Here is a 16,980-nt window from a genome sequence, read left to right as displayed (position 1 = left end):
GAACCCCAACCGCCTTCTGCCTTGCAAGCACCGCACCGCTGTGCTTTTGATCGGGGCTGTCCGGTTGCCTTTGCCTCCATCGGATCGGCAAGGGGGCGGATTGTCACTCTCCGTCAAGGGCATTCTGTGAGATGCCCTCTCCAGAACAAGGCCAATAGCCATGAAAGACAAAACCGTGAGCAATCTTTCTGCCCCAGCGCATGGAGAGGAAAGCGCATTCCACCAGCCGATGATCCGGGTGCGGGCGGGCGCTGATCCGGAAGCGCCTCATCTTGCAACATTGTCGATTGGCGATTGGCAGGTGCCTTGCGTGGTGGGCCGTAACGGGTTGGTCGCCCCGCAGTTGAAGCGAGAGGGCGACGGCTGCACCCCCATTGGCTGTTTCCCTCTGCGGTATGGCTTCTATGACCGGGCTGTGTTTGGTGATGAACCCGGCGCATTTGCCTTTCCCTTCAAGGAAAAACCGGCAAACTACAACTGGAGTGAAGAGGCTTCCGGCAGGCTTTACAACCGGTTCTTGCTGGATATGCGCGAAGACGCACCTTCGCGTCTGGGAGAACGGCTGTTTGATCTTTTTGTGCCGCTAGGCTGGAATGATGCAACGCCGGCGATCGGTGGCGGCAGTGCCATCTTTCTGCATGCGGCGCGCGAGGATTTCTCCGGCACGGCTGGCTGCGTCGCGGTTGCCCATGAGCATCTCCTCGAGCTGGCGCGCCGCCTTGAGCCGGGCATGGTCATCGATATAGCGCCTGCTGACATGGTGGGCGTCGAAGATGCGCTCGCTTTGCCCTTGCTGGCCGATGGACCGGACATGGAAACGCTCGAAACCGTGACGTTCCGTTCGCTCCGTCCCGGCCCGAAGCTGTTGATCACCGGGGCCGTGCATGGCAATGAGCCCTGCGGCACCCGGGCTATCACCCGAGCCATCGCCGCCTTCAAGTCCGGGCACCTGCGCCTGACGCGCGGTTCGGTGACCTTTGTGCCGGTGATGAATCCGCTCGCATGGCGCAGAAACCAGCGCGAAGGCATGCGCAACCTCAATCGCAACCTCTCGGAAAAGACCGTGCCGGAGGATTTCGAGGATCGTCTCTGCAATGTCATCTGCCCGATTCTGCGTGACCATGATGTTCTTATCGACCTGCATTCCTTCACCTCTGAAGGTGAGCCGCTTGTCCTGTTCGGGCCGTTTGACAATGATGGCCCGCTGGAGCCATTCGCCCATGCGGATGCCGAACTGGCCCTTGCCAGTGCCATGGGGCTGGGCCTGATGGTGCATGGCTGGATGGAGGCCTTTGACAAGGCCATCAAGGCCCGCAAGAAGGCGGCAGGGGACCGCGGTATCATGCCTGCCAATCTCGGGGTCGGAACAACCGAATACATGCGGTTTGCCGGTGGCTATGGCATCACGGTGGAATGTGGCAACCACAACGATCCGGCCGCCGCCGAGGTTGCCTGGCAGTGCATTCTCAACGGCCTTGCCCATCTCGACATGATCAACTTTTCCCTGCCAGCCGACCGTCCCGCGCCGCGCGTCTATGAAATGATGGATGCAATTCTGGCCGAGCATGCCGATGACCGGTTGGTGGAGAAATTCATCACCGGCGCCGAGGTTAGGGAAGGGCAGGTGATCGGTCACCGTGCTTCGGGCGAGGAAATCCGGGCCCCCTATGATGGCGCCCTGATCTTTTCGGACATTTCCGCCGAGCCCAACACGGAACTGACCTTCGTCTGCCGCAAGAGCCCGCGCTTCACGGGGTGATTCCGGCGTTGCCCCTGCGCTCTTGGGGGCAACAGAAAAGGCCCCGGCTCAATCAAGAGACCGGGGCATCCAAGGTCAGGAGAGGTCAGGGCTTCATCGCGCTCTGCTTGCCGACTAGACTTATCGCACTAGACAGGGGCGTTTGTTGTCGAACTGCCAGTTGGGGATGAGGAACTGCATGCCGAGGGCATCATCGCGCGCGCCCAGCCCCTTCTTCTTATAGAGCTCATGCGCCGCCATGATCTGATCAACATCCGGTTCGATGCCAAGGCCGGGGCGTTCAGGCACAGCAATCTCGCCGCCCTTGATGAGAAGTGGCTCCTTGGTCAGCCTCTGACCGTCCTGCCAGATCCAGTGGGTATCGATCGGTGTGATGCGACCCGGAGCGGCGGCTGCGGCATGGGTGAACATGGCCAGCGAAATATCAAAATGGTTGTTGGAATGAGAGCCCCAGATGAGGCCCCAGTCACGGCACATCTGCGCCACCCGCACCGTGCCCTGCATGGTCCAGAAATGCGGGTCAGCCAGCGGAATGTCGACCGATTGCAGCATCACCGAGTGGCCCATCTGCCGCCAGTCCGTGGCGACCATGTTGGTGGCGGTCTGAAGGCCGGTGGCCCGTCGGAACTCGGACATGATCTCGCGACCTGAATAGCCGTCTTCGGCGCCGCACGGATCTTCCGCATAGGCCAGAATATGGCCCTGACCCTTGCAAAGGGCAATGGCTTCGGAAAGGGACCACGCGCCGTTCGGGTCAAGCGAGATCCGGCCTTCCGGGAAACGGGCTTTGAGAGCGGCAGCGGCGAGCATTTCCTCTTCACCGGCAAAGACGCCCCCCTTGAGCTTGAAATCCTCGAAGCCATAGCGCTCATAGGCAGCCTCGGCCAGACGCACCACGGCTTCCGGTGTCATCGCTTCCTCGTTGCGCAGGCGCAGCCAGTCGTCGGCGGCATCGCGCTCGGCGCGATAGGGCAGGTTGGTCTTGTTGCGGTCGGCGACATAGAAGAGATAGCCCAGCATGCGCACCTTGTCGCGCTGCTGGCCCTCGCCGAGCAGGGCAGCAACCGGCAGATCCAGGAACTGTCCCATCAGGTCGAGCAAGGCTGCCTCCACTGCCGTGACCGCATGGATGGCGATCCGGAGATCGAAGGTCTGGGTGCCGCGTCCACCCTTGTCCCGGTTGGCGAAGGTTTCGTTCATGGCGGAGAGTATGCCGTTCAGGCGGGCAATCGGCTGGCCTACGACCAGCGGGATGGCATCGACCAGCGTCTGGCGGATCTTTTCCCCGCCGGGCACTTCGCCCACCCCGATGCGTCCGGTTTCATCTTCAAGCAAAACCACATTGCGTGTGAAATAGGGCGCATGCGCTCCACTCAGGTTCAGCAACATGCTGTCCTGCCCGGCAACCGGGACAACACGCATGGACGTAACCTTCGGGGAACCCGTCCCGAATGCTTCTGGCGCTACCATCTTGAATTTCCTCCGAATTGTCGTCTCCTCTTGCGGCTCCTCGTTCCGACTGGGGACGTGCATTCTATTTCGACAAACAAACAATGAAAGCGCAACCATTATTTTGAACTGAGCGTAGTTTTGTGGATAGAAAATGAAATATTAGACTAAATTCCTAGTATTTTGGCCAGTTTTTTCAAAGGATCCGATCCCCATAACAGGGCGCTTGACAGAAAGAGGGATGTGAACTTAATATAAAATGACAGCGTTTTCATTTGGAGGAAACTTGACTGCGCTGCATGCTTCGAAACTGCAGTTGCGCCAATGTCAGCATCATGGGCTTGGCGAATTGGGTCTCGGTTGGCAATCAAAGGAGGTAGGACGGACGCAATGTGCCGTCATGATCAGAGCGCCACAATCGTGCCGATGGGTCGGCAGCAGGATGTTGTCCGGAGCCTTGTCTTGGGGACATCCGCCGGGGCGTTCCATTAGGGAGAGAAAAAATGAAGTTTCTGAAAAGCGGGCTCGCGGTCGCAATGGCCGCGTTCATGGGCATTGCTGCATCGCAGGCTGTTGCTGCCGATGCCAAGTTCGCCGACAACCTGCGCGTTGTTATCGGCTCCAAGTCGACCGGTGGTGACACCTATCAAAACTCGGCCATCGTAGCACAGGCTCTGGGCGAGAAACTCGGCATCAACGTCAAGGTCGACGCAGTTGGCTCCAGCGCTGCCTTCAAGGCCTTGGCACGCATCTCCAACGGCAGCACGATCATGATCTTCCATGATCAGTCCTATCTTGGCTATCTCTACGGCGTTAAGGGCTACTTCGACATTTTTGATGATTTCATTGTGGGACCAACCATCGCCATCAATCCGGGCAACGCCTATCTGGTTCCAAAGAGCTCTCCGTACAAGACCATTGAAGACATCATTCAGGCCTGCGCCAAGGATACCAAGATTCGCGTTGCCATTCAGCCGGGCGGTGTTTCCGAAATTGGCTATTCAGCTCTAAAAAACGCCATCAAGCTGCGCTATCCGGGCAAGGAAGGCAATCTGGTTGCCGTGAACACCGGCTCTCAGTCCGACAAGAACCAGCTGCTGTTTGACGGACAGGCTGATCTTATTCAGGGCTCTGTCCAGGCCAACGAACAATATACGCAACTGCCAGCTGAAGATCAGAAAGCCATGCGCTTTGTCTGGCTGACTGCCCGCGAAGAAACCATCAAGCAAACCAAACCGGAAGGCATGGGCAGCACCACTCAGGCGCATTTGCTTGATTTCGTTTCCCCGAAGGTGTCCGTCACCCTTGATGGCAAGCAGGACTTCACGTTCGATAAGGAATTCTTCTTCCTCTACAACAAGAAGATGGACCCGGCTCTGATCGAGGTGTTGGACAAGGCTCTGGGCGAAATCTATGCCGAAGGCAAGATTCAGGAAGTCCAGAAGAACTCCTTCTTCATTCCAAACTTCAAACCATCTGCTGAAGCTTCGGCCTATCTCAAGGACAAGATGGAAAAATATGAAGGGATCATCAAGAGCATCCACTAGTCCTCGGATTTCTTCCGGACCCGGCAAGCCTCTCCAGGAGATGTCGGGTCTGGCTCTCCGCACTCTATCCGTATCCTGAGGTCGGGCGGCAGGCCTGCCCGGCTTTCGGGGGCACCCCGGAGAAACGCAAATGGCAGATGGCAATTCACTCTTCAAGGTATCGATCGACTTCAGTCAGTCGCACCTGTTCTTCCCGAACATCATTCACTGGATCCTGCTGATACTGGCTGTCCTGATCGCTCTCACCAGCGGGCCGAAACTTCTGCGCCAGATGCGCGAGAAGAAAAAGGATGACAAGCAGACCGGTGCGCCCACAGACTGGGTGCGCCTGCTTGGAACACTGGTTCTCACGATCATCTATTTCTCGCTAATGGAAACGGTCGGAGACCTCTTCCCCAATACTGGGTTTGGCTTCCTGTTCACGTCCATCCCTTTCATGTTCCTGCTCTCTGTTCTGTTCGTGCATCAGCCGGGGCGGCGGGAGTTCGTTACCATCACGCTGAGTTCGATCATCTCGCCTGCCGTCGCCTGGTATGTCCTGGCGCAGATGTTCAACATCACGCTGCCCTGACCCCGAAACAATAGGCTGACTCATGGAATTCATAAGCTATCTCACGCCCATGTTTTTTGCGCTGGTCGGGTTCGGCGTCGTGGTGGGCATCATTTTCGGCGCCATTCCCGGCATGACCGCCACCATGGCCGTTGCCGTCTGTCTGCCCATGACCTACGGGCTTGACCTGACCAATGGCCTTGCCCTGCTGCTCGGGCTTTATGTTGGCGGCATCTCTGGCGGGCTGGTCCCGGCTGTCCTGCTCAACATTCCCGGCACGCCCTCATCGATTACCACCACCTTCGATGGTTATCCGATGACCCAGAAGGGCGAGGGCGAACGTGCCCTCAAGACCGGTATCACGTCATCGCTTTTCGGCGGGCTGTTCAGCGCCATCGTCCTGTTCTTCTTTGCTCCGAGCCTTGCGGATGTCGCAATCAAATTTTCCTATGTCGAGAAATTCCTGATCATCCTGTTTGCGCTCACGGTGATCGCCTCGCTGTCGCGCAACCTGCTGCTCGGCATCTTCAGCGGTGTGCTTGGTGTCTGGTTCAGCCTGATCGGCTCCTACGACATTTCCTCTGGCGGCAACGGTGAATATCGCCTGATGACCGATGCCATGGTGCCTTATCTGGAAAGCGGCTTCTCGCTGCTGCCGGTGCTCATCGGCCTGTTTGGTCTGGGTACCATTCTTCAAGAGGCCCAGAAAGGCATCAAGGAGGAAGTCGGCAAGGGCAAGAAGCTTGAGCTCAACGGTGGCACCTCCTTCAGCCTGTCGGTTTTCAAGGGCCAGATTGTCAACCTGATCCGCTCCAGCGGTCTTGGCACCTTCGTTGGCATGCTGCCTGGCGTCGGTGGAAGCGCTGCGTCGGTTCTGGCCTACACCCAGCAGAAGAACTTCTCCAAGCATCCCGAGAAGCTGGGTAAGGGGGCACCCGAGGGCGTCATTGCATCGGAATCCTCCAACAACGGCCTGACGGGCGGTGCGCTGATCCCGCTGCTCTCGCTCGGCATCCCCGGAGACTCGACGACCGCCGTTCTCATTGGTGCCTTCACCCTGCAGGGTATCCAGCTCGGGCCGCTGTTCATTGGCAACAATCTCGACACCTGGAACACCATGATGGTGGCGCTGGTGTTTGCCAACCTTGTGATGTTCGTCGTGATGTTCTTTGCCATCCGGACCATCGTCAAGGTCATCACCATCCCGAAATATCTGCTCTATCCCGGTATCATCATGATGTGCGTGGTCGGGGCCTATGCAATCAACTTCGGCATCATGTTCGATGTCTGGACCCTGCTGTTCTTCGGCCTGTTTGGCTTTCTTGGCCAGAAGGTCGGGCTTGAGGTTGCGCCCTTCATCATCGGCTTCATTCTGGGCAAACAGGCAGAGGTCTATTTCGTCAAGAGCCTTGAATCCTTTGGCACCCTGACGATCTTCTTCACCAAGAGCCCGATTGCCATGGTGCTTTGGGTGCTGATCCTGATTTCCGTGGTCTTCTCGATCTACGGCATGATCAAGCAGAAGAAAAACAACAACAACAAAGAAGCGTGAGGCATCAATGTCCAAACCCGTTCCCAGCCTGAAGGTTCATCCTGATGATAATGTTTCCATCGTCCTGACCGCGGGTGGATTGCCAGCGGGAACGGAACTGGACACCGGCGCTGTGCTGAAGGACGATGTGCCCTTCGGCCACAAGGTTGCTTTGACCGACATTCCAAAGGGGGGCGCCGTCATCCGCTATGGCGTGACCATTGGCCTTGCCCGGCAGGATCTGGGCAAGGGCGCGTGGGTCAATGAATATATGATTGAACTGCCCGAGGCACCGCACCTTGATAGCCTCAAGGCTCCGGCTGAGGCGCCAGCCTCTCTGCCGCCGCTGGAGGGCTACACATTCGAAGGCTATCGCAATGCCGATGGTAGTGTCGGCACGCGCAACCTGCTGGGCATCTCCATCAGTGTGCAGTGTGTCGCCGGTGTGGTGGAACATGCCGTTCGGCGCATCCGCGAGGAGCTGCTGCCGCTCTATCCCAATGTTGATGATGTGGTGCCCCTGACCCACTCCTACGGCTGCGGCGTGGCCATCAATGCTACCGATGCCTATATCCCCATCCGCACCATCAAGAATATTGCCCTCAACCCCAATTTCGGCGGTGAGGTGATGGTTGTGGCGCTCGGCTGTGAGAAGCTCCGGCCTGAGATGATCATGACCGAAGGCGACGCCACCGCGACGAAAATGTATCTTCAGGACGAGGGGCTGACTGGCTTTTCGGCCATGGTCGACGACATCCTTTTGCAGGCGCAGATTCATCTGGAGCGGCTCAACAAGCGCCAGCGTGAAACCTGTCCGGTTTCCGATCTCGTCGTCGGCATGCAGTGTGGCGGCAGCGATGCCTTTTCCGGCATCACCGCCAACCCCATGCTCGGGGCCGCGGCAGATCTCATCGTCCGGGCCGGGGGCAGCGTGATGTTTTCCGAAGTGACCGAGGTTCGGGATTCCGTTCATCTGTTGCCGCCGCGCGCCGCTTCCCCTGAAGTGGTGGAAGGGCTGGTGCGGGAAATGGCCTGGTATGATGCCTATCTAGCGAAGGGCGGAGCCGACCGGTCTGCCAACACCACGCCGGGCAACAAGGCGGGGGGGCTTTCCGGCATTGTCGAGAAGTCCCTGGGTTCGGTAGCCAAATCCGGTTCCAGCCCGATTGTTGACGTGATCGGGCCGGGAGAACGCCTCAGGCGCAAGGGTCTGACATTTGCCGCCACCCCGGCGGGCGATTTTGTGTGTGGAACTCTGCAGTTGGCCGCGGGAATGAACCTGCATATATTTACGACCGGTCGCGGAACCCCATATAATCTGCCGACTACGCCGACCATCAAGGTGGCAACCAACAGCACGCTGGCTTCGCGCTGGTTCGATATCATGGATGTCGATGCTGGCCGGATTGCATCCGGCGAGATTACGGTTGAAGAAGGTGGCTGGGAGTTGTTCAGGCTCATTCTTGACATTGCAAGCGGGCGCCGCAAGACGGCAGCCGACAAGCTTGGCATTCGAAATGATCTGGTTCTGTTCAATCCGGCGCCGGTTACATAGATTGGTGCGGTTTTCTTCTTTGCGGTTGTCCCCGGGCTTCGCTTGAAGAGGGGCTGCAATTTGGGAAGTTGATACGTGGCTGAGCTATCTGACGAGCAACTGCTGACAGCAGAAACCAAGAAAACGCGACAGGGCTCGCAACAGGTTACGCTGGAGAGCGTGGCCAGGTTGGCCGGTGTGGCGCCGACCACGGTTTCACGTGCGCTCAACTATCCTGACAAGGTCGCCAAGAAGACCCTTTTTCGCATCAACGCGATCATCGAGCAGACCGGCTATGTGCCCAACATGCTGGCCGGCGGGCTGGCCTCCAACAAGAGCAAGCTGGTTGCCGTCATCGTGCCCAGTCTCGTCAACATCGTCTATGCCGAAACGGTGCAGCATTTTGCCAAACCGATGAAAGAGGCTGGCTATCAGGTGCTGCAGGGCGAGGTTGGCTATTCGCTGGAGGAGGAGGAACAGCTGGTAACGGCCATTCTCAGTCGCCGTCCCGATGGCATTTTCCTTACCGGCATCCAGCATTCCAACAATTGCCGCCGACAGCTTCTGGCTGCCAACATTCCAATTGTCGAGACGTGGGATGTAACCCCGACGCCGCTCGACATCGTTGTTGGCTTTTCCCAGCAGAGTGTTGGCAAGCGGACGGCCAACTATTTCTATGACAAGGGCTACCGGAAATTCGCTATAGTTTCGGCGGAGGACCAGCGTGCCCAGCTCCGCAATGAGAGCTTCCTCAGGGCGTTGGCTGACAAGGGCATAACGGATGTGCCGACGAGCATCGTGCCGGGCATTTCCAATCTGCAGCTCGGGCGGCAGGGGGCAGCCCGTCTGCTCGACGCGGGACTGCATGGCCATCTGATCTTTTGCAGCTCCGATACGCTGGCGCACGGGGTGCTGACCGAAGTTCAGGCTCGGGGGCTTTCCATCCCGGACGATATCGCGATTGTCGGTTTTGGCGATCAGAATTTTGCCGCATACACCTATCCGGCGCTATCGACGGTGCGCATCGATCGGGCAACCATGGGGCGGGAATCGGCAAGTGCCCTGCTGGCACGTCTGAGTGACAGGCCGGTAGCCAAGCCGGTTCTGGACGTCGGTTTCGAGATCATCGAGCGCGATACGGCTTGATACTGATTTTGCTTTCTCTAAAATAGATGAATTTTTTCAACGAGTTAAGAACTGGCTCGGCCGCTCTCTGTTCTGCTTTTGCGTTTTCTATGCATTAACTGCATAACTGCTGCAGCAGACTAGTCACTTTCACATTGGACGAAGTGAGCGTATATTTCATACTAAAGTATAGGAAGTCCGTGAGAGAACTGGAGTTTCACATGTTTAGCGAATTCTTTGAGACCACCCGCCACGTTATCGCTTGCCTGCCGGCAGCTTCGCGCGTTGCTTATGATGTTGAAATTGGCCGTCAGCCCGATCAGGCCGATCTTGAAAAACTCAATGTGGCGGATGTATTTCCCCGCTAGAGGCCTGCTGCAATAGCCTCCCACAGCGCCCGAGTGCAACCATATGCGCGGGCGAGCCAGCCGCAGTTCCTGCCTAGCGCAACGAGGCTCTGGCTCTGATCATGCTGTGATACCGATCCCGACTTTGCGAGAGATGATTGCGCATGGCGCGCCGCGCATCCTCGGGATCCCGTCTGGAAATCGCATCCAGAATAATCCGATGCTCGTCCTGTAGTTGCGTAAGATAGGCGGTTTGTTCCTTGGCCGAAGCGGGCAGGGGGCGCAGCCTGTTGCGCGGAATCATGGCGTTGCCAAGCTGGGTGAGGAACTCCACGAAGCGGCGATTGTTCGTTGCCTCGGCAATGGCGATGTGAAACAGCGAATCCTCTTTCTCGCATGTCCCGCCTTGCTGCATCGCTACCTCGATCTGCTGAAATGCTTCATAGATGCGTGATTCCTGCGCCATCGACAGGCGCTCGGCTGCAAGGCCTGCCGCCTCTACCTCTACCGCCAGCCTCAATTCCAGAATTTCCACGATTGATGATATCTGCGACAGGTCGCCAAAGAACAGTCCGCGGTTGTCAATCGCGCTTGGCTCGGCAACGAAGATGCCCGCGCCCTGACGGGTATGCAGCAGCCCACCAGCCCTGAGCGAGGCGATCGCTTCACGCACCACCGAAAGACTGACCCCGAGCCGCTGGCTCAACTCCTGCACGGTGGGTAGGCGATCGCCTGGTAGCAACCCCCGCGCTGCAATCATCTGTTCAATCTGTCTGGCGGTCCGGTCGCTGAGCGTGCCGGTCGGTGTCATGCTGGTGTCTTCAAGCGACATGGCGATCCTGCTGAATCTGGCTTTGTGCCGACGAGATCGTCGGCGAGTTGTTTAGACCTTTTCCGCGTCGTCTTGGCAAGCAAAAGATTGCAGGACGGCGAAGTAAGGAAAATTAATCTGATCAATTATTTCAATTTCAGATATTAAGCGCAATCCTGAATAGGTCACGGTGGGGAATATCCACAAGCGATCATACGAAAATGGCCAAAAATAGCCAATTTTGAGTTTGGGCGAATGAAAATTGTCGCTGACGTCGAGATTCATCTTGAAAATAAAACAGATTAATTCATATGATGAGTGTGGAAATTGAACGGAAATGCGTCTGCGTTCTGGGAGGAGTGCCGGTACGGTTTCACTTTTTGCTGCGGCTCTTGCCAAGGGTGTGGTTCCATGAGGCAAGATACGCCCACTTGCGATAGCAGCAAAGGTCAAGGCGACCGATCGTGTCTGTTTCGATGGAAACGGCGCTCTTCTCCCCACACAGATGGATCTTGAGCCATGAGCATTGTGGCGTTTGCCAGCGGACTGTTCTGCTGGTGCCCTCTGCTCGGGTTTACCCACGAACCCAAAGGGGTGAGCATTATGACGAACCTGATTAACCCACCGGAAAACCGCTTCATGGAAGCCATCAGGAAGGGCGAGACGCAACTGGGGTTGTGGCTTGCGCTGACCAGCAATATCGCGACCGAGGTCATCGGTGCCGTCGGTTACGACTGGCTGGTTCTTGATGCAGAGCATGCCCCGAACGATCTGGCCACTCTCATACCTCAACTTCAGGCCCTCCGAGGCAGCATGAGTGAGCCAGTCGTTCGGGCAACCTGGAATGATCCGGTTCTCATCAAACGCTTCATGGACATCGGCTTCCGCACGATCCTCTTCCCCTATGTGCAGGATGAACACGAGGCCGAGGCTGCCGTGGCTGCCATGCGCTATCCGCCAGAAGGTGTGCGCGGTGTTGCCACCATGCACCGGTCCTGCTCCTACGGGGCTGAAGCCGGTTATATCCAGTCCGCCAACGCTCGCGCCTGTGCGCTGGTGCAGGTGGAAACGGCATCCGCTGCGGAACGCATCGAGCAGATCTGCGATGTGGCCAATCTGGGCGGCGTCTTCATCGGCCCGTCGGATCTGGCTGCCAGCATGGATCATCTGGGCGACCCGAGCCACAAGGACGTGCAGGGCATGATGAAATATCTCTGCGATGTCTGCAAATCCAAGGGCATTCCCATCGGTACGCTGGCTCCTGTCACGGCAGACGCCAAGCGCTATCTCGAATGGGGCTACACCTTCGTGGCGCTCGGAGCTGAAGTGGCCCTGATGCGGGCAGGTGCCATTGCCAAGCTGGCCGAACTCAAGGACGCCTGACCGGGGCCTCCTGACAGAGAAAGCCTCTCTGAAGACCATTGACTGAAGAATAGGGGCAGGGCGCACATGATCCCTGCCGCGCTCGCATTCCAATCGATTGAACTGGCGCCTTCGGGCGCATCAGACAAGGAGCTTTTCTTATGAGCAAAGTAGGATTTATCGGCACCGGTATCATGGGCGTTCCCATGGCGGAGCACCTGATCGATGGTGGCCATGAACTGACGGTCTTTGACGCGTTCAAGGTTCCTGAAAGCCTCATTGCCAAAGGTGCAACGCTTGGTGCCTCTTCCAAGGATGTGGCTGAAAAGTCCGACATCATCATCATCATGGTTCCGGATACACCGCATGTTGCCGCTGTGCTGTTCGGTGAAAACGGCGTTGCCGAAGGTCTTGTTGCTGGCAAGACCGTGATCGACATGAGCTCGATCTCTCCGGTCGATACCAAGGAATTCGCCAAGAAGATCAACGATCTGGGCTGCGAATATGTCGATGCTCCGGTTTCCGGTGGCGAAGTGGGGGCCAAGGCTGCCAGCCTTACCATCATGTGCGGTGGTAGCGAGACGGGCTTTGCAACAGCCAAGCCGCTGTTCGACCTGATGGGCAAGAACATCACTCTGGTCGGCGGCAATGGCGATGGCCAGACCTGCAAGGTTGCCAACCAGATCATCGTGGCTCTCAACATCGAGGCCGTCAGTGAAGCCCTGCTGTTTGCTTCCAAGGCTGGTGCTGATCCTGCCAAGGTGCGCGAAGCGCTGATGGGCGGCTTTGCCTCCTCCAAGATCCTCGAAATCCATGGTGACCGCATGATCAAGCGCACCTTCGATCCGGGCTTCCGCATCGAGCTGCACCAGAAGGACCTCAATCTGGCCCTTTCCAACGCCAGAGCCATGGGCATCAGCCTGCCGAACACGGCAACCGCACAGGAACTGTTCAACGCCTGCGCAGCCAACGGTGGCAAGGCTTGGGATCACTCTGCCATGGTCAAGGCCCTCGAAATGCTTGCAAACCACACGGTAGCCTGATGCGAGATACCAGTTCCTTCCTGCGGTCGCTCTTTGATGCGGCCATCCAGTCAGCTCAGCCAGCCCGCTGTGTTGAACCGTTCCTCCCGAAGCAACCACCCCGCGGACGCTTTGTCGTCATCGGGGCAGGCAAGGCGAGTGCTGCCATGGCGCGTGCAGTGGAAGATCATTGGGACGGGCCGCTGGAAGGACTGGTTGTCACGCGATACGGCTATTCCGTGCCGTGCAAGCAGATAGAAATTGTCGAGGCGGCCCACCCGGTGCCGGATGAACAAAGCCTTGTGGCCGCCCGGCGCATGATGGACTATGTTGCCACCCTCGGCGAAGATGATGAGGTGCTCTGCCTCATCTCCGGCGGCGGGTCGGCGCTTCTGTCCCTGCCGCTTGATGGCATCACGCTTGAAGACAAACAGGCGGTCAACCGGGCGTTGCTCGCCTCTGGTGCCACTATTACCGAAATGAATATTCTGAGGCGCCACCTGTCGGCGATCAAGGGCGGACGGCTGGCGGCGCAATGCTATCCCGCCAGACTGACGACCTTGATGATTTCCGATGTGCCCGGCGACAGTCCGCAGGTGATCGCCTCCGGCCCGACCGTCTCCGACCCGACCACACGCCAGGATGCGCTCGACATTATCGATCGCTACAAGCTGCAAGTGCCGGACAGCGTGCTGGAGTTGCTGAACAGCCCTGAGAGTGAAAGCCTCAAGCCGGGCGATGAACATCTTTCCCGCAGCAGCCATCACATCGTTGCCGCGCCGCAACTGGCGCTTGAGGCCGCCGCCACGCTGGCGCGCGCAGAAGGCATTGAAACCCACATACTGGGCGACAGTCTGGAAGGCGAGGCCAAGGATGTGGGGACGGTCATGGCGGGGATTGTCCGGCAGATCGTGACGCGGCAACAGCCGTTTGCAAAACCCTGCCTCTTGCTCTCCGGCGGCGAGACCACCGTGACGCTGAAGGGCAATGGCCGGGGTGGGCGCAATGTCGAGTTCCTGCTGTCGCTGGCTGTGGGGCTTGATGGCCTTGAAGGCGTTCATGCTCTGGCCGGGGATACCGATGGCGTTGATGGCGCCGAGGAAATCGCTGGAGCCGTCATCGCTCCCGATACGCTGAACCGTGCCTTTGCTGCGGGCATGAACCCGCGCAAGGAATTGGCCAACAACAATGCCCATGGCTTCTTTGAAGCATTGGGGGATTCTGTCGTCACCGGCCCCACCATGACCAATGTGAATGATTTCAGGGCAATATTGATCGGGTGATCAGCACTTGCTGTCTTCTAAGAAGGATGTCTGTAGTCGGTCTCCAAAGCTGGCTGCAGACATTTTTTTGTCCTCATTGCCGCCCGTTTGGCGCAGAACGATGTCTTGCGCTAGTTGCTGTCGGGCGGGGTGGTTGCTTTGTATCGTCTTGCTTTTTGCTTGTCTTTGCAGGATTTCAAGATTTTTTTCAAAAATATATGTAAGAAATAATTTTTTGTAATTTCCGTATTAAATCGTATTGATATAGAATTTTTCAAGAATAAAATTTATGGACAAGTAATAAAATATTGGATTGTTGTAAATTTACAAAATTTGACATGTTTAAATTTTGGTTATATTTTTTGAAATATCGATACTATGATTTATTTTGTGGCGATTTCCTGAGTTTCAAAACAATTTCACAAAATTTTGAAACCAATTTCAGTGTGATGCGTTGTCTGAATGGACAGTCCACATTGCCGATTGGATCGGCGTCACGAATATGAACGAGTGAATTTGCGAAAGATGATGTTTGTTTTACGGAAAGGCAAAGTGCAGGATGGTGCTGCTGTGAGAACGCTTTGGGATTCTCTTTTGGGTGGCTGGCAAATGGGCGGACGGCGGATGCCTGTTGCAGAATTCTCGCCAGCCCCGACACCGGCCCCGACTCCAAACTCGGTCGGGCAGCAAAAGCCGAGGACAGAGGCAGCCGAGCCGGAACGAACCTGCGCCCACGCGCATCCCTTTTCCCGCCTGACGGTGATCGGTGCCGGGTCATGGGGCACCGCCCTTGCTGCTACCGCAGCGCGTTCGGGCGCCCGAACCACCATTTGGGGCCGCTCCCGGCAGGTGGTTGACGAGATCAACAGTGCACACACCAATGCGGTTTTCCTGCCCGATTGCAAGCTGCCTCGCAACCTGAGGGCAACAAGCGACATCAAGCTGGCGCTGCGGGATGCCGATGCCGTGATGATTGTCGTGCCGTCACGAGCCATCCGGTCTGTCTCGGCCCAGGTGGCTGCCCACATCCCGAAAGGCGTGCCCGTTGCCGTCTGTGCCAAGGGCATCGAGGCGGACACCGGCCTGCTGATGACCCAGGTCGCAGAGACCGAACTTGTCGACCATCCGGTGGGGGTCATTTCCGGCCCCACCTTTGCCCGCGAAACGGCACTGGGGCATCCGACAGCGGTCGTTTCCGCCTTCCCCTTCAGCTATGCGGACCGATTGACGCCGGATGAAAGCCCGGCAGTGCGCTTTGCCATGACGCTCAGTACCGAGGCGTTCCGCGCCTATGTCTCAGATGATCTCGTCGGGGTGGAAATCGGCGGGGCGGTCAAGAATGTGGTCGCCATCGCCTGCGGCATGATGCAGGGCGTCGGTTTTGCGGAGAATACCCGCGCCGCACTCATCACCCGCGGCATCGACGAGATGATGGTGCTGGCCGAGAAGCTGGGTGGGCGCCGCGAAACGGTGGCTGGGCTGTCCGGCGTTGGTGACCTGACCTTGACCTGCTCATCGCCGACCTCGCGCAACATGTCTCTTGGCCTGCAGCTGGGGCAGGGGATCGTCCGAGATGCCTGTTTCGAAGGGCGGCCCATCGTGGTCGAAGGCGAAGCCAACGCCCGTTCGATTACCGATCTGGCGCGCCGACTTGGGGTCACCATGCCGATTTGTGAGGCCGTGCGGCGTATTCTATACGAAGGTGCCGATATCGAAAAGACCTTCGCCGCACTCTGGTCGCGCCCCATCGAGGCCGAGCCGAGCGCCATGGATCTGTCCTATTCCCATCCGGCACAGCAGGCCATGATTGGCCGCGTCAGCGACAAGATTTCGTGATACTGAACAGGACAGACATTTCAGATTTCATTGGAGCAACCATTTGGAGCAACCATGAACCAGTTGACTGCAGACATTCAGCCAGACATTGCCCGGAAACCCTTCGTGCTGGCCACGGACCTTGATGGCACCTTCCTTGGCGGGAGTGATGCCGATCGCAAGGCCCTCTATGATTGGATCGAGGCCAATCGGGACAGTGTCGGCCTTGTTTTCGTGACAGGGCGTGACCCGGAATTCATCGTCGAGCTGACCTCCCGTCAGGGCGTGCCGCGCCCGGAATTCGTTGTTGGCGACATAGGCACGACCATCGCAAGAGTGACGGCTGAAGGCCATGTCGAGCCGATCCCCGATCTGGAGCATGATATCGCTGCTGCTTGGGGTGATAGCGGTGACCGTGTCCGCGATGCGCTGGCCGACATCAGGGGGCTGACCATCCAGCCGACCCGGTTTCGCTATCGGGTCAGCTACGACATGGACCCGGCGCTGTTTGACCCGTCCGCCTGCTCGATCATCGATGCCATGGGGCTTGACTGGATCATATCCGCCGACAGCTATTTCGACGTGTTGCCGAAGGGCTTCTCCAAGGGGCCTTCGCTACTCAAGCTGATCGCCCATCTTGGCCTTGACGCCTCCCGTGTTCTTGCTGCCGGGGATACGCTCAACGACCTCACCATGCTTGAGTGCGGCGTGCCCGCCGTGGCGGTGGGCGGGGCAGAGCGGCCCCTTCTCGAGCGCGTCAGCTTTCTTGATCATGTCTATGTTGCCGAAGCGATCGGCGCGGCAGGCATTGCCGAGGCCATCCGGTCGCTCGCCATGCACCCGGACATCTGACACCCGTTTTTCAA

Annotated in this window: 15 protein-coding genes; 12 read left to right on the top strand and 3 right to left on the bottom strand. The window is 57.8% G+C overall.

Going from position 1 to position 16,980, the window contains the following annotated elements; translation table 11 throughout:
* Nucleotides 1–160: 160 nt before the first annotated feature.
* A complete protein-coding gene (locus DSL70_RS05470; protein ID WP_119306898.1) occupies nucleotides 161–1,759 on the top strand; it encodes a L,D-transpeptidase family protein in 1,599 nt (532 codons plus the stop codon).
* A 120-nt stretch (nucleotides 1,760–1,879) separates the two neighbouring features.
* On the opposite strand, the gene DSL70_RS05465 is transcribed toward DSL70_RS05470, so the two are convergent.
* A complete protein-coding gene (locus DSL70_RS05465) occupies nucleotides 1,880–3,229 on the bottom strand; it encodes an enolase C-terminal domain-like protein (protein WP_119306897.1) in 1,350 nt (449 codons plus the stop codon).
* A 482-nt stretch (nucleotides 3,230–3,711) separates the two neighbouring features.
* Here DSL70_RS05465 and DSL70_RS05460 point away from each other — a divergent pair, with 482 nt between their 5' ends.
* The 6 genes from DSL70_RS05460 to DSL70_RS22185 all read left to right on the top strand — a co-directional run bounded on the left by DSL70_RS05460 (nucleotide 3,712) and on the right by DSL70_RS22185 (nucleotide 9,863).
* Nucleotides 3,712–4,755, top strand: a complete 1,044-nt coding sequence (locus tag DSL70_RS05460) for a type 2 periplasmic-binding domain-containing protein (RefSeq protein ID WP_119306896.1) — start codon at nucleotides 3,712–3,714, stop codon at nucleotides 4,753–4,755.
* Between the two features lie 130 nt (nucleotides 4,756–4,885).
* Nucleotides 4,886–5,326, top strand: coding sequence for a tripartite tricarboxylate transporter TctB family protein (locus tag DSL70_RS05455; protein WP_119306895.1), 441 nt, complete (start codon nucleotides 4,886–4,888; stop codon nucleotides 5,324–5,326).
* Between the two features lie 22 nt (nucleotides 5,327–5,348).
* Nucleotides 5,349–6,857, top strand: coding sequence for a tripartite tricarboxylate transporter permease (locus DSL70_RS05450; RefSeq protein ID WP_119306894.1), 1,509 nt, complete (start codon nucleotides 5,349–5,351; stop codon nucleotides 6,855–6,857).
* Nucleotides 6,858–6,864: 7 nt separating this feature from the next.
* On the top strand, nucleotides 6,865–8,391 hold the full coding sequence (gene garD, locus DSL70_RS05445) for a galactarate dehydratase (protein WP_119306893.1): 1,527 nt from the start codon (nucleotides 6,865–6,867) through the stop codon (nucleotides 8,389–8,391).
* Nucleotides 8,392–8,466: 75 nt separating this feature from the next.
* Complete coding sequence (locus DSL70_RS05440) at nucleotides 8,467–9,516, top strand: LacI family DNA-binding transcriptional regulator (protein ID WP_245418102.1); 1,050 nt, start codon at nucleotides 8,467–8,469, stop codon at nucleotides 9,514–9,516.
* 200 nt (nucleotides 9,517–9,716) lie between these two features.
* On the top strand, nucleotides 9,717–9,863 hold the full coding sequence (locus DSL70_RS22185; protein WP_162916380.1) for a hypothetical protein: 147 nt from the start codon (nucleotides 9,717–9,719) through the stop codon (nucleotides 9,861–9,863).
* Nucleotides 9,864–9,936: 73 nt separating this feature from the next.
* On the opposite strand, the gene DSL70_RS05435 is transcribed toward DSL70_RS22185, so the two are convergent.
* Together DSL70_RS05435 and DSL70_RS22180 are read right to left on the bottom strand one after the other, a co-directional pair.
* Nucleotides 9,937–10,674, bottom strand: coding sequence for a FadR/GntR family transcriptional regulator (locus DSL70_RS05435; protein ID WP_245418101.1), 738 nt, complete (start codon nucleotides 10,672–10,674; stop codon nucleotides 9,937–9,939).
* Between the two features lie 51 nt (nucleotides 10,675–10,725).
* The gene (locus DSL70_RS22180; protein ID WP_162916379.1) at nucleotides 10,726–11,106 is read right to left on the bottom strand and encodes a hypothetical protein; all 381 of its coding nucleotides are present in this window, start codon (nucleotides 11,104–11,106) and stop codon (nucleotides 10,726–10,728) included.
* A 150-nt stretch (nucleotides 11,107–11,256) separates the two neighbouring features.
* On the opposite strand from DSL70_RS22180, the gene DSL70_RS05425 reads away from it, so the two are divergent.
* The 5 genes from DSL70_RS05425 (at nucleotide 11,257) to DSL70_RS05405 (ending at nucleotide 16,966) form a co-directional block, all read left to right on the top strand.
* Nucleotides 11,257–12,036, top strand: coding sequence for an aldolase/citrate lyase family protein (locus DSL70_RS05425; protein ID WP_162916378.1), 780 nt, complete (start codon nucleotides 11,257–11,259; stop codon nucleotides 12,034–12,036).
* A gap of 140 nt (nucleotides 12,037–12,176) precedes the next feature.
* Complete coding sequence (glxR, locus tag DSL70_RS05420; RefSeq protein WP_119306890.1) at nucleotides 12,177–13,058, top strand: 2-hydroxy-3-oxopropionate reductase; 882 nt, start codon at nucleotides 12,177–12,179, stop codon at nucleotides 13,056–13,058.
* Nucleotides 13,058–14,320: a glycerate kinase type-2 family protein gene (locus DSL70_RS05415; protein ID WP_119306889.1), complete on the top strand. Its 1,263-nt coding sequence runs from the start codon at nucleotides 13,058–13,060 to the stop codon at nucleotides 14,318–14,320. The genes glxR and DSL70_RS05415 overlap by 1 nt, the downstream gene beginning before the upstream one ends.
* Nucleotides 14,321–14,923: 603 nt before the next feature.
* The gene (locus tag DSL70_RS05410; RefSeq protein ID WP_119306888.1) at nucleotides 14,924–16,135 is read left to right on the top strand and encodes an NAD(P)H-dependent glycerol-3-phosphate dehydrogenase; all 1,212 of its coding nucleotides are present in this window, start codon (nucleotides 14,924–14,926) and stop codon (nucleotides 16,133–16,135) included.
* A gap of 54 nt (nucleotides 16,136–16,189) precedes the next feature.
* Nucleotides 16,190–16,966, top strand: a complete 777-nt coding sequence (locus tag DSL70_RS05405) for an HAD family hydrolase (RefSeq protein ID WP_119306887.1) — start codon at nucleotides 16,190–16,192, stop codon at nucleotides 16,964–16,966.
* Nucleotides 16,967–16,980: the final 14 nt, after the last annotated feature.

It is taken from the genome of Cohaesibacter haloalkalitolerans, from assembly GCF_003574655.1.
GTDB classification, from domain to species: domain Bacteria; phylum Pseudomonadota; class Alphaproteobacteria; order Rhizobiales; family Cohaesibacteraceae; genus Cohaesibacter; species Cohaesibacter haloalkalitolerans.
Note: the sequence above shows the minus strand (reverse complement) of the source record. Positions and strands in the feature narration are given on the sequence as shown.

Excerpts from the sequence above, each read along its gene's own strand:
- DSL70_RS05470 (WP_119306898.1), top strand. The coding sequence starts at position 161 with ATGAAAGACAAAACCGTGAGCAATCTTTCTGCCCCAGCGCATGGAGAG.
- garD (WP_119306893.1), top strand. The coding sequence starts at position 6,865 with ATGTCCAAACCCGTTCCCAGCCTGAAGGTTCATCCTGATGATAATGTT.
- DSL70_RS05405 (WP_119306887.1), top strand. The coding sequence starts at position 16,190 with ATGAACCAGTTGACTGCAGACATTCAGCCAGACATTGCCCGGAAACCC.
- DSL70_RS05455 (WP_119306895.1), top strand. The coding sequence starts at position 4,886 with ATGGCAGATGGCAATTCACTCTTCAAGGTATCGATCGACTTCAGTCAG.
- DSL70_RS05425 (WP_162916378.1), top strand. The coding sequence starts at position 11,257 with ATGACGAACCTGATTAACCCACCGGAAAACCGCTTCATGGAAGCCATC.
- DSL70_RS05415 (WP_119306889.1), top strand. The coding sequence starts at position 13,058 with ATGCGAGATACCAGTTCCTTCCTGCGGTCGCTCTTTGATGCGGCCATC.
- DSL70_RS22185 (WP_162916380.1), top strand. The coding sequence starts at position 9,717 with ATGTTTAGCGAATTCTTTGAGACCACCCGCCACGTTATCGCTTGCCTG.
- DSL70_RS05435 (WP_245418101.1), bottom strand. The coding sequence starts at position 10,674 with ATGTCGCTTGAAGACACCAGCATGACACCGACCGGCACGCTCAGCGAC.
- DSL70_RS05460 (WP_119306896.1), top strand. The coding sequence starts at position 3,712 with ATGAAGTTTCTGAAAAGCGGGCTCGCGGTCGCAATGGCCGCGTTCATG.
- DSL70_RS05450 (WP_119306894.1), top strand. The coding sequence starts at position 5,349 with ATGGAATTCATAAGCTATCTCACGCCCATGTTTTTTGCGCTGGTCGGG.
- DSL70_RS05410 (WP_119306888.1), top strand. The coding sequence starts at position 14,924 with ATGCCTGTTGCAGAATTCTCGCCAGCCCCGACACCGGCCCCGACTCCA.
- glxR (WP_119306890.1), top strand. The coding sequence starts at position 12,177 with ATGAGCAAAGTAGGATTTATCGGCACCGGTATCATGGGCGTTCCCATG.
- DSL70_RS05465 (WP_119306897.1), bottom strand. The coding sequence starts at position 3,229 with ATGGTAGCGCCAGAAGCATTCGGGACGGGTTCCCCGAAGGTTACGTCC.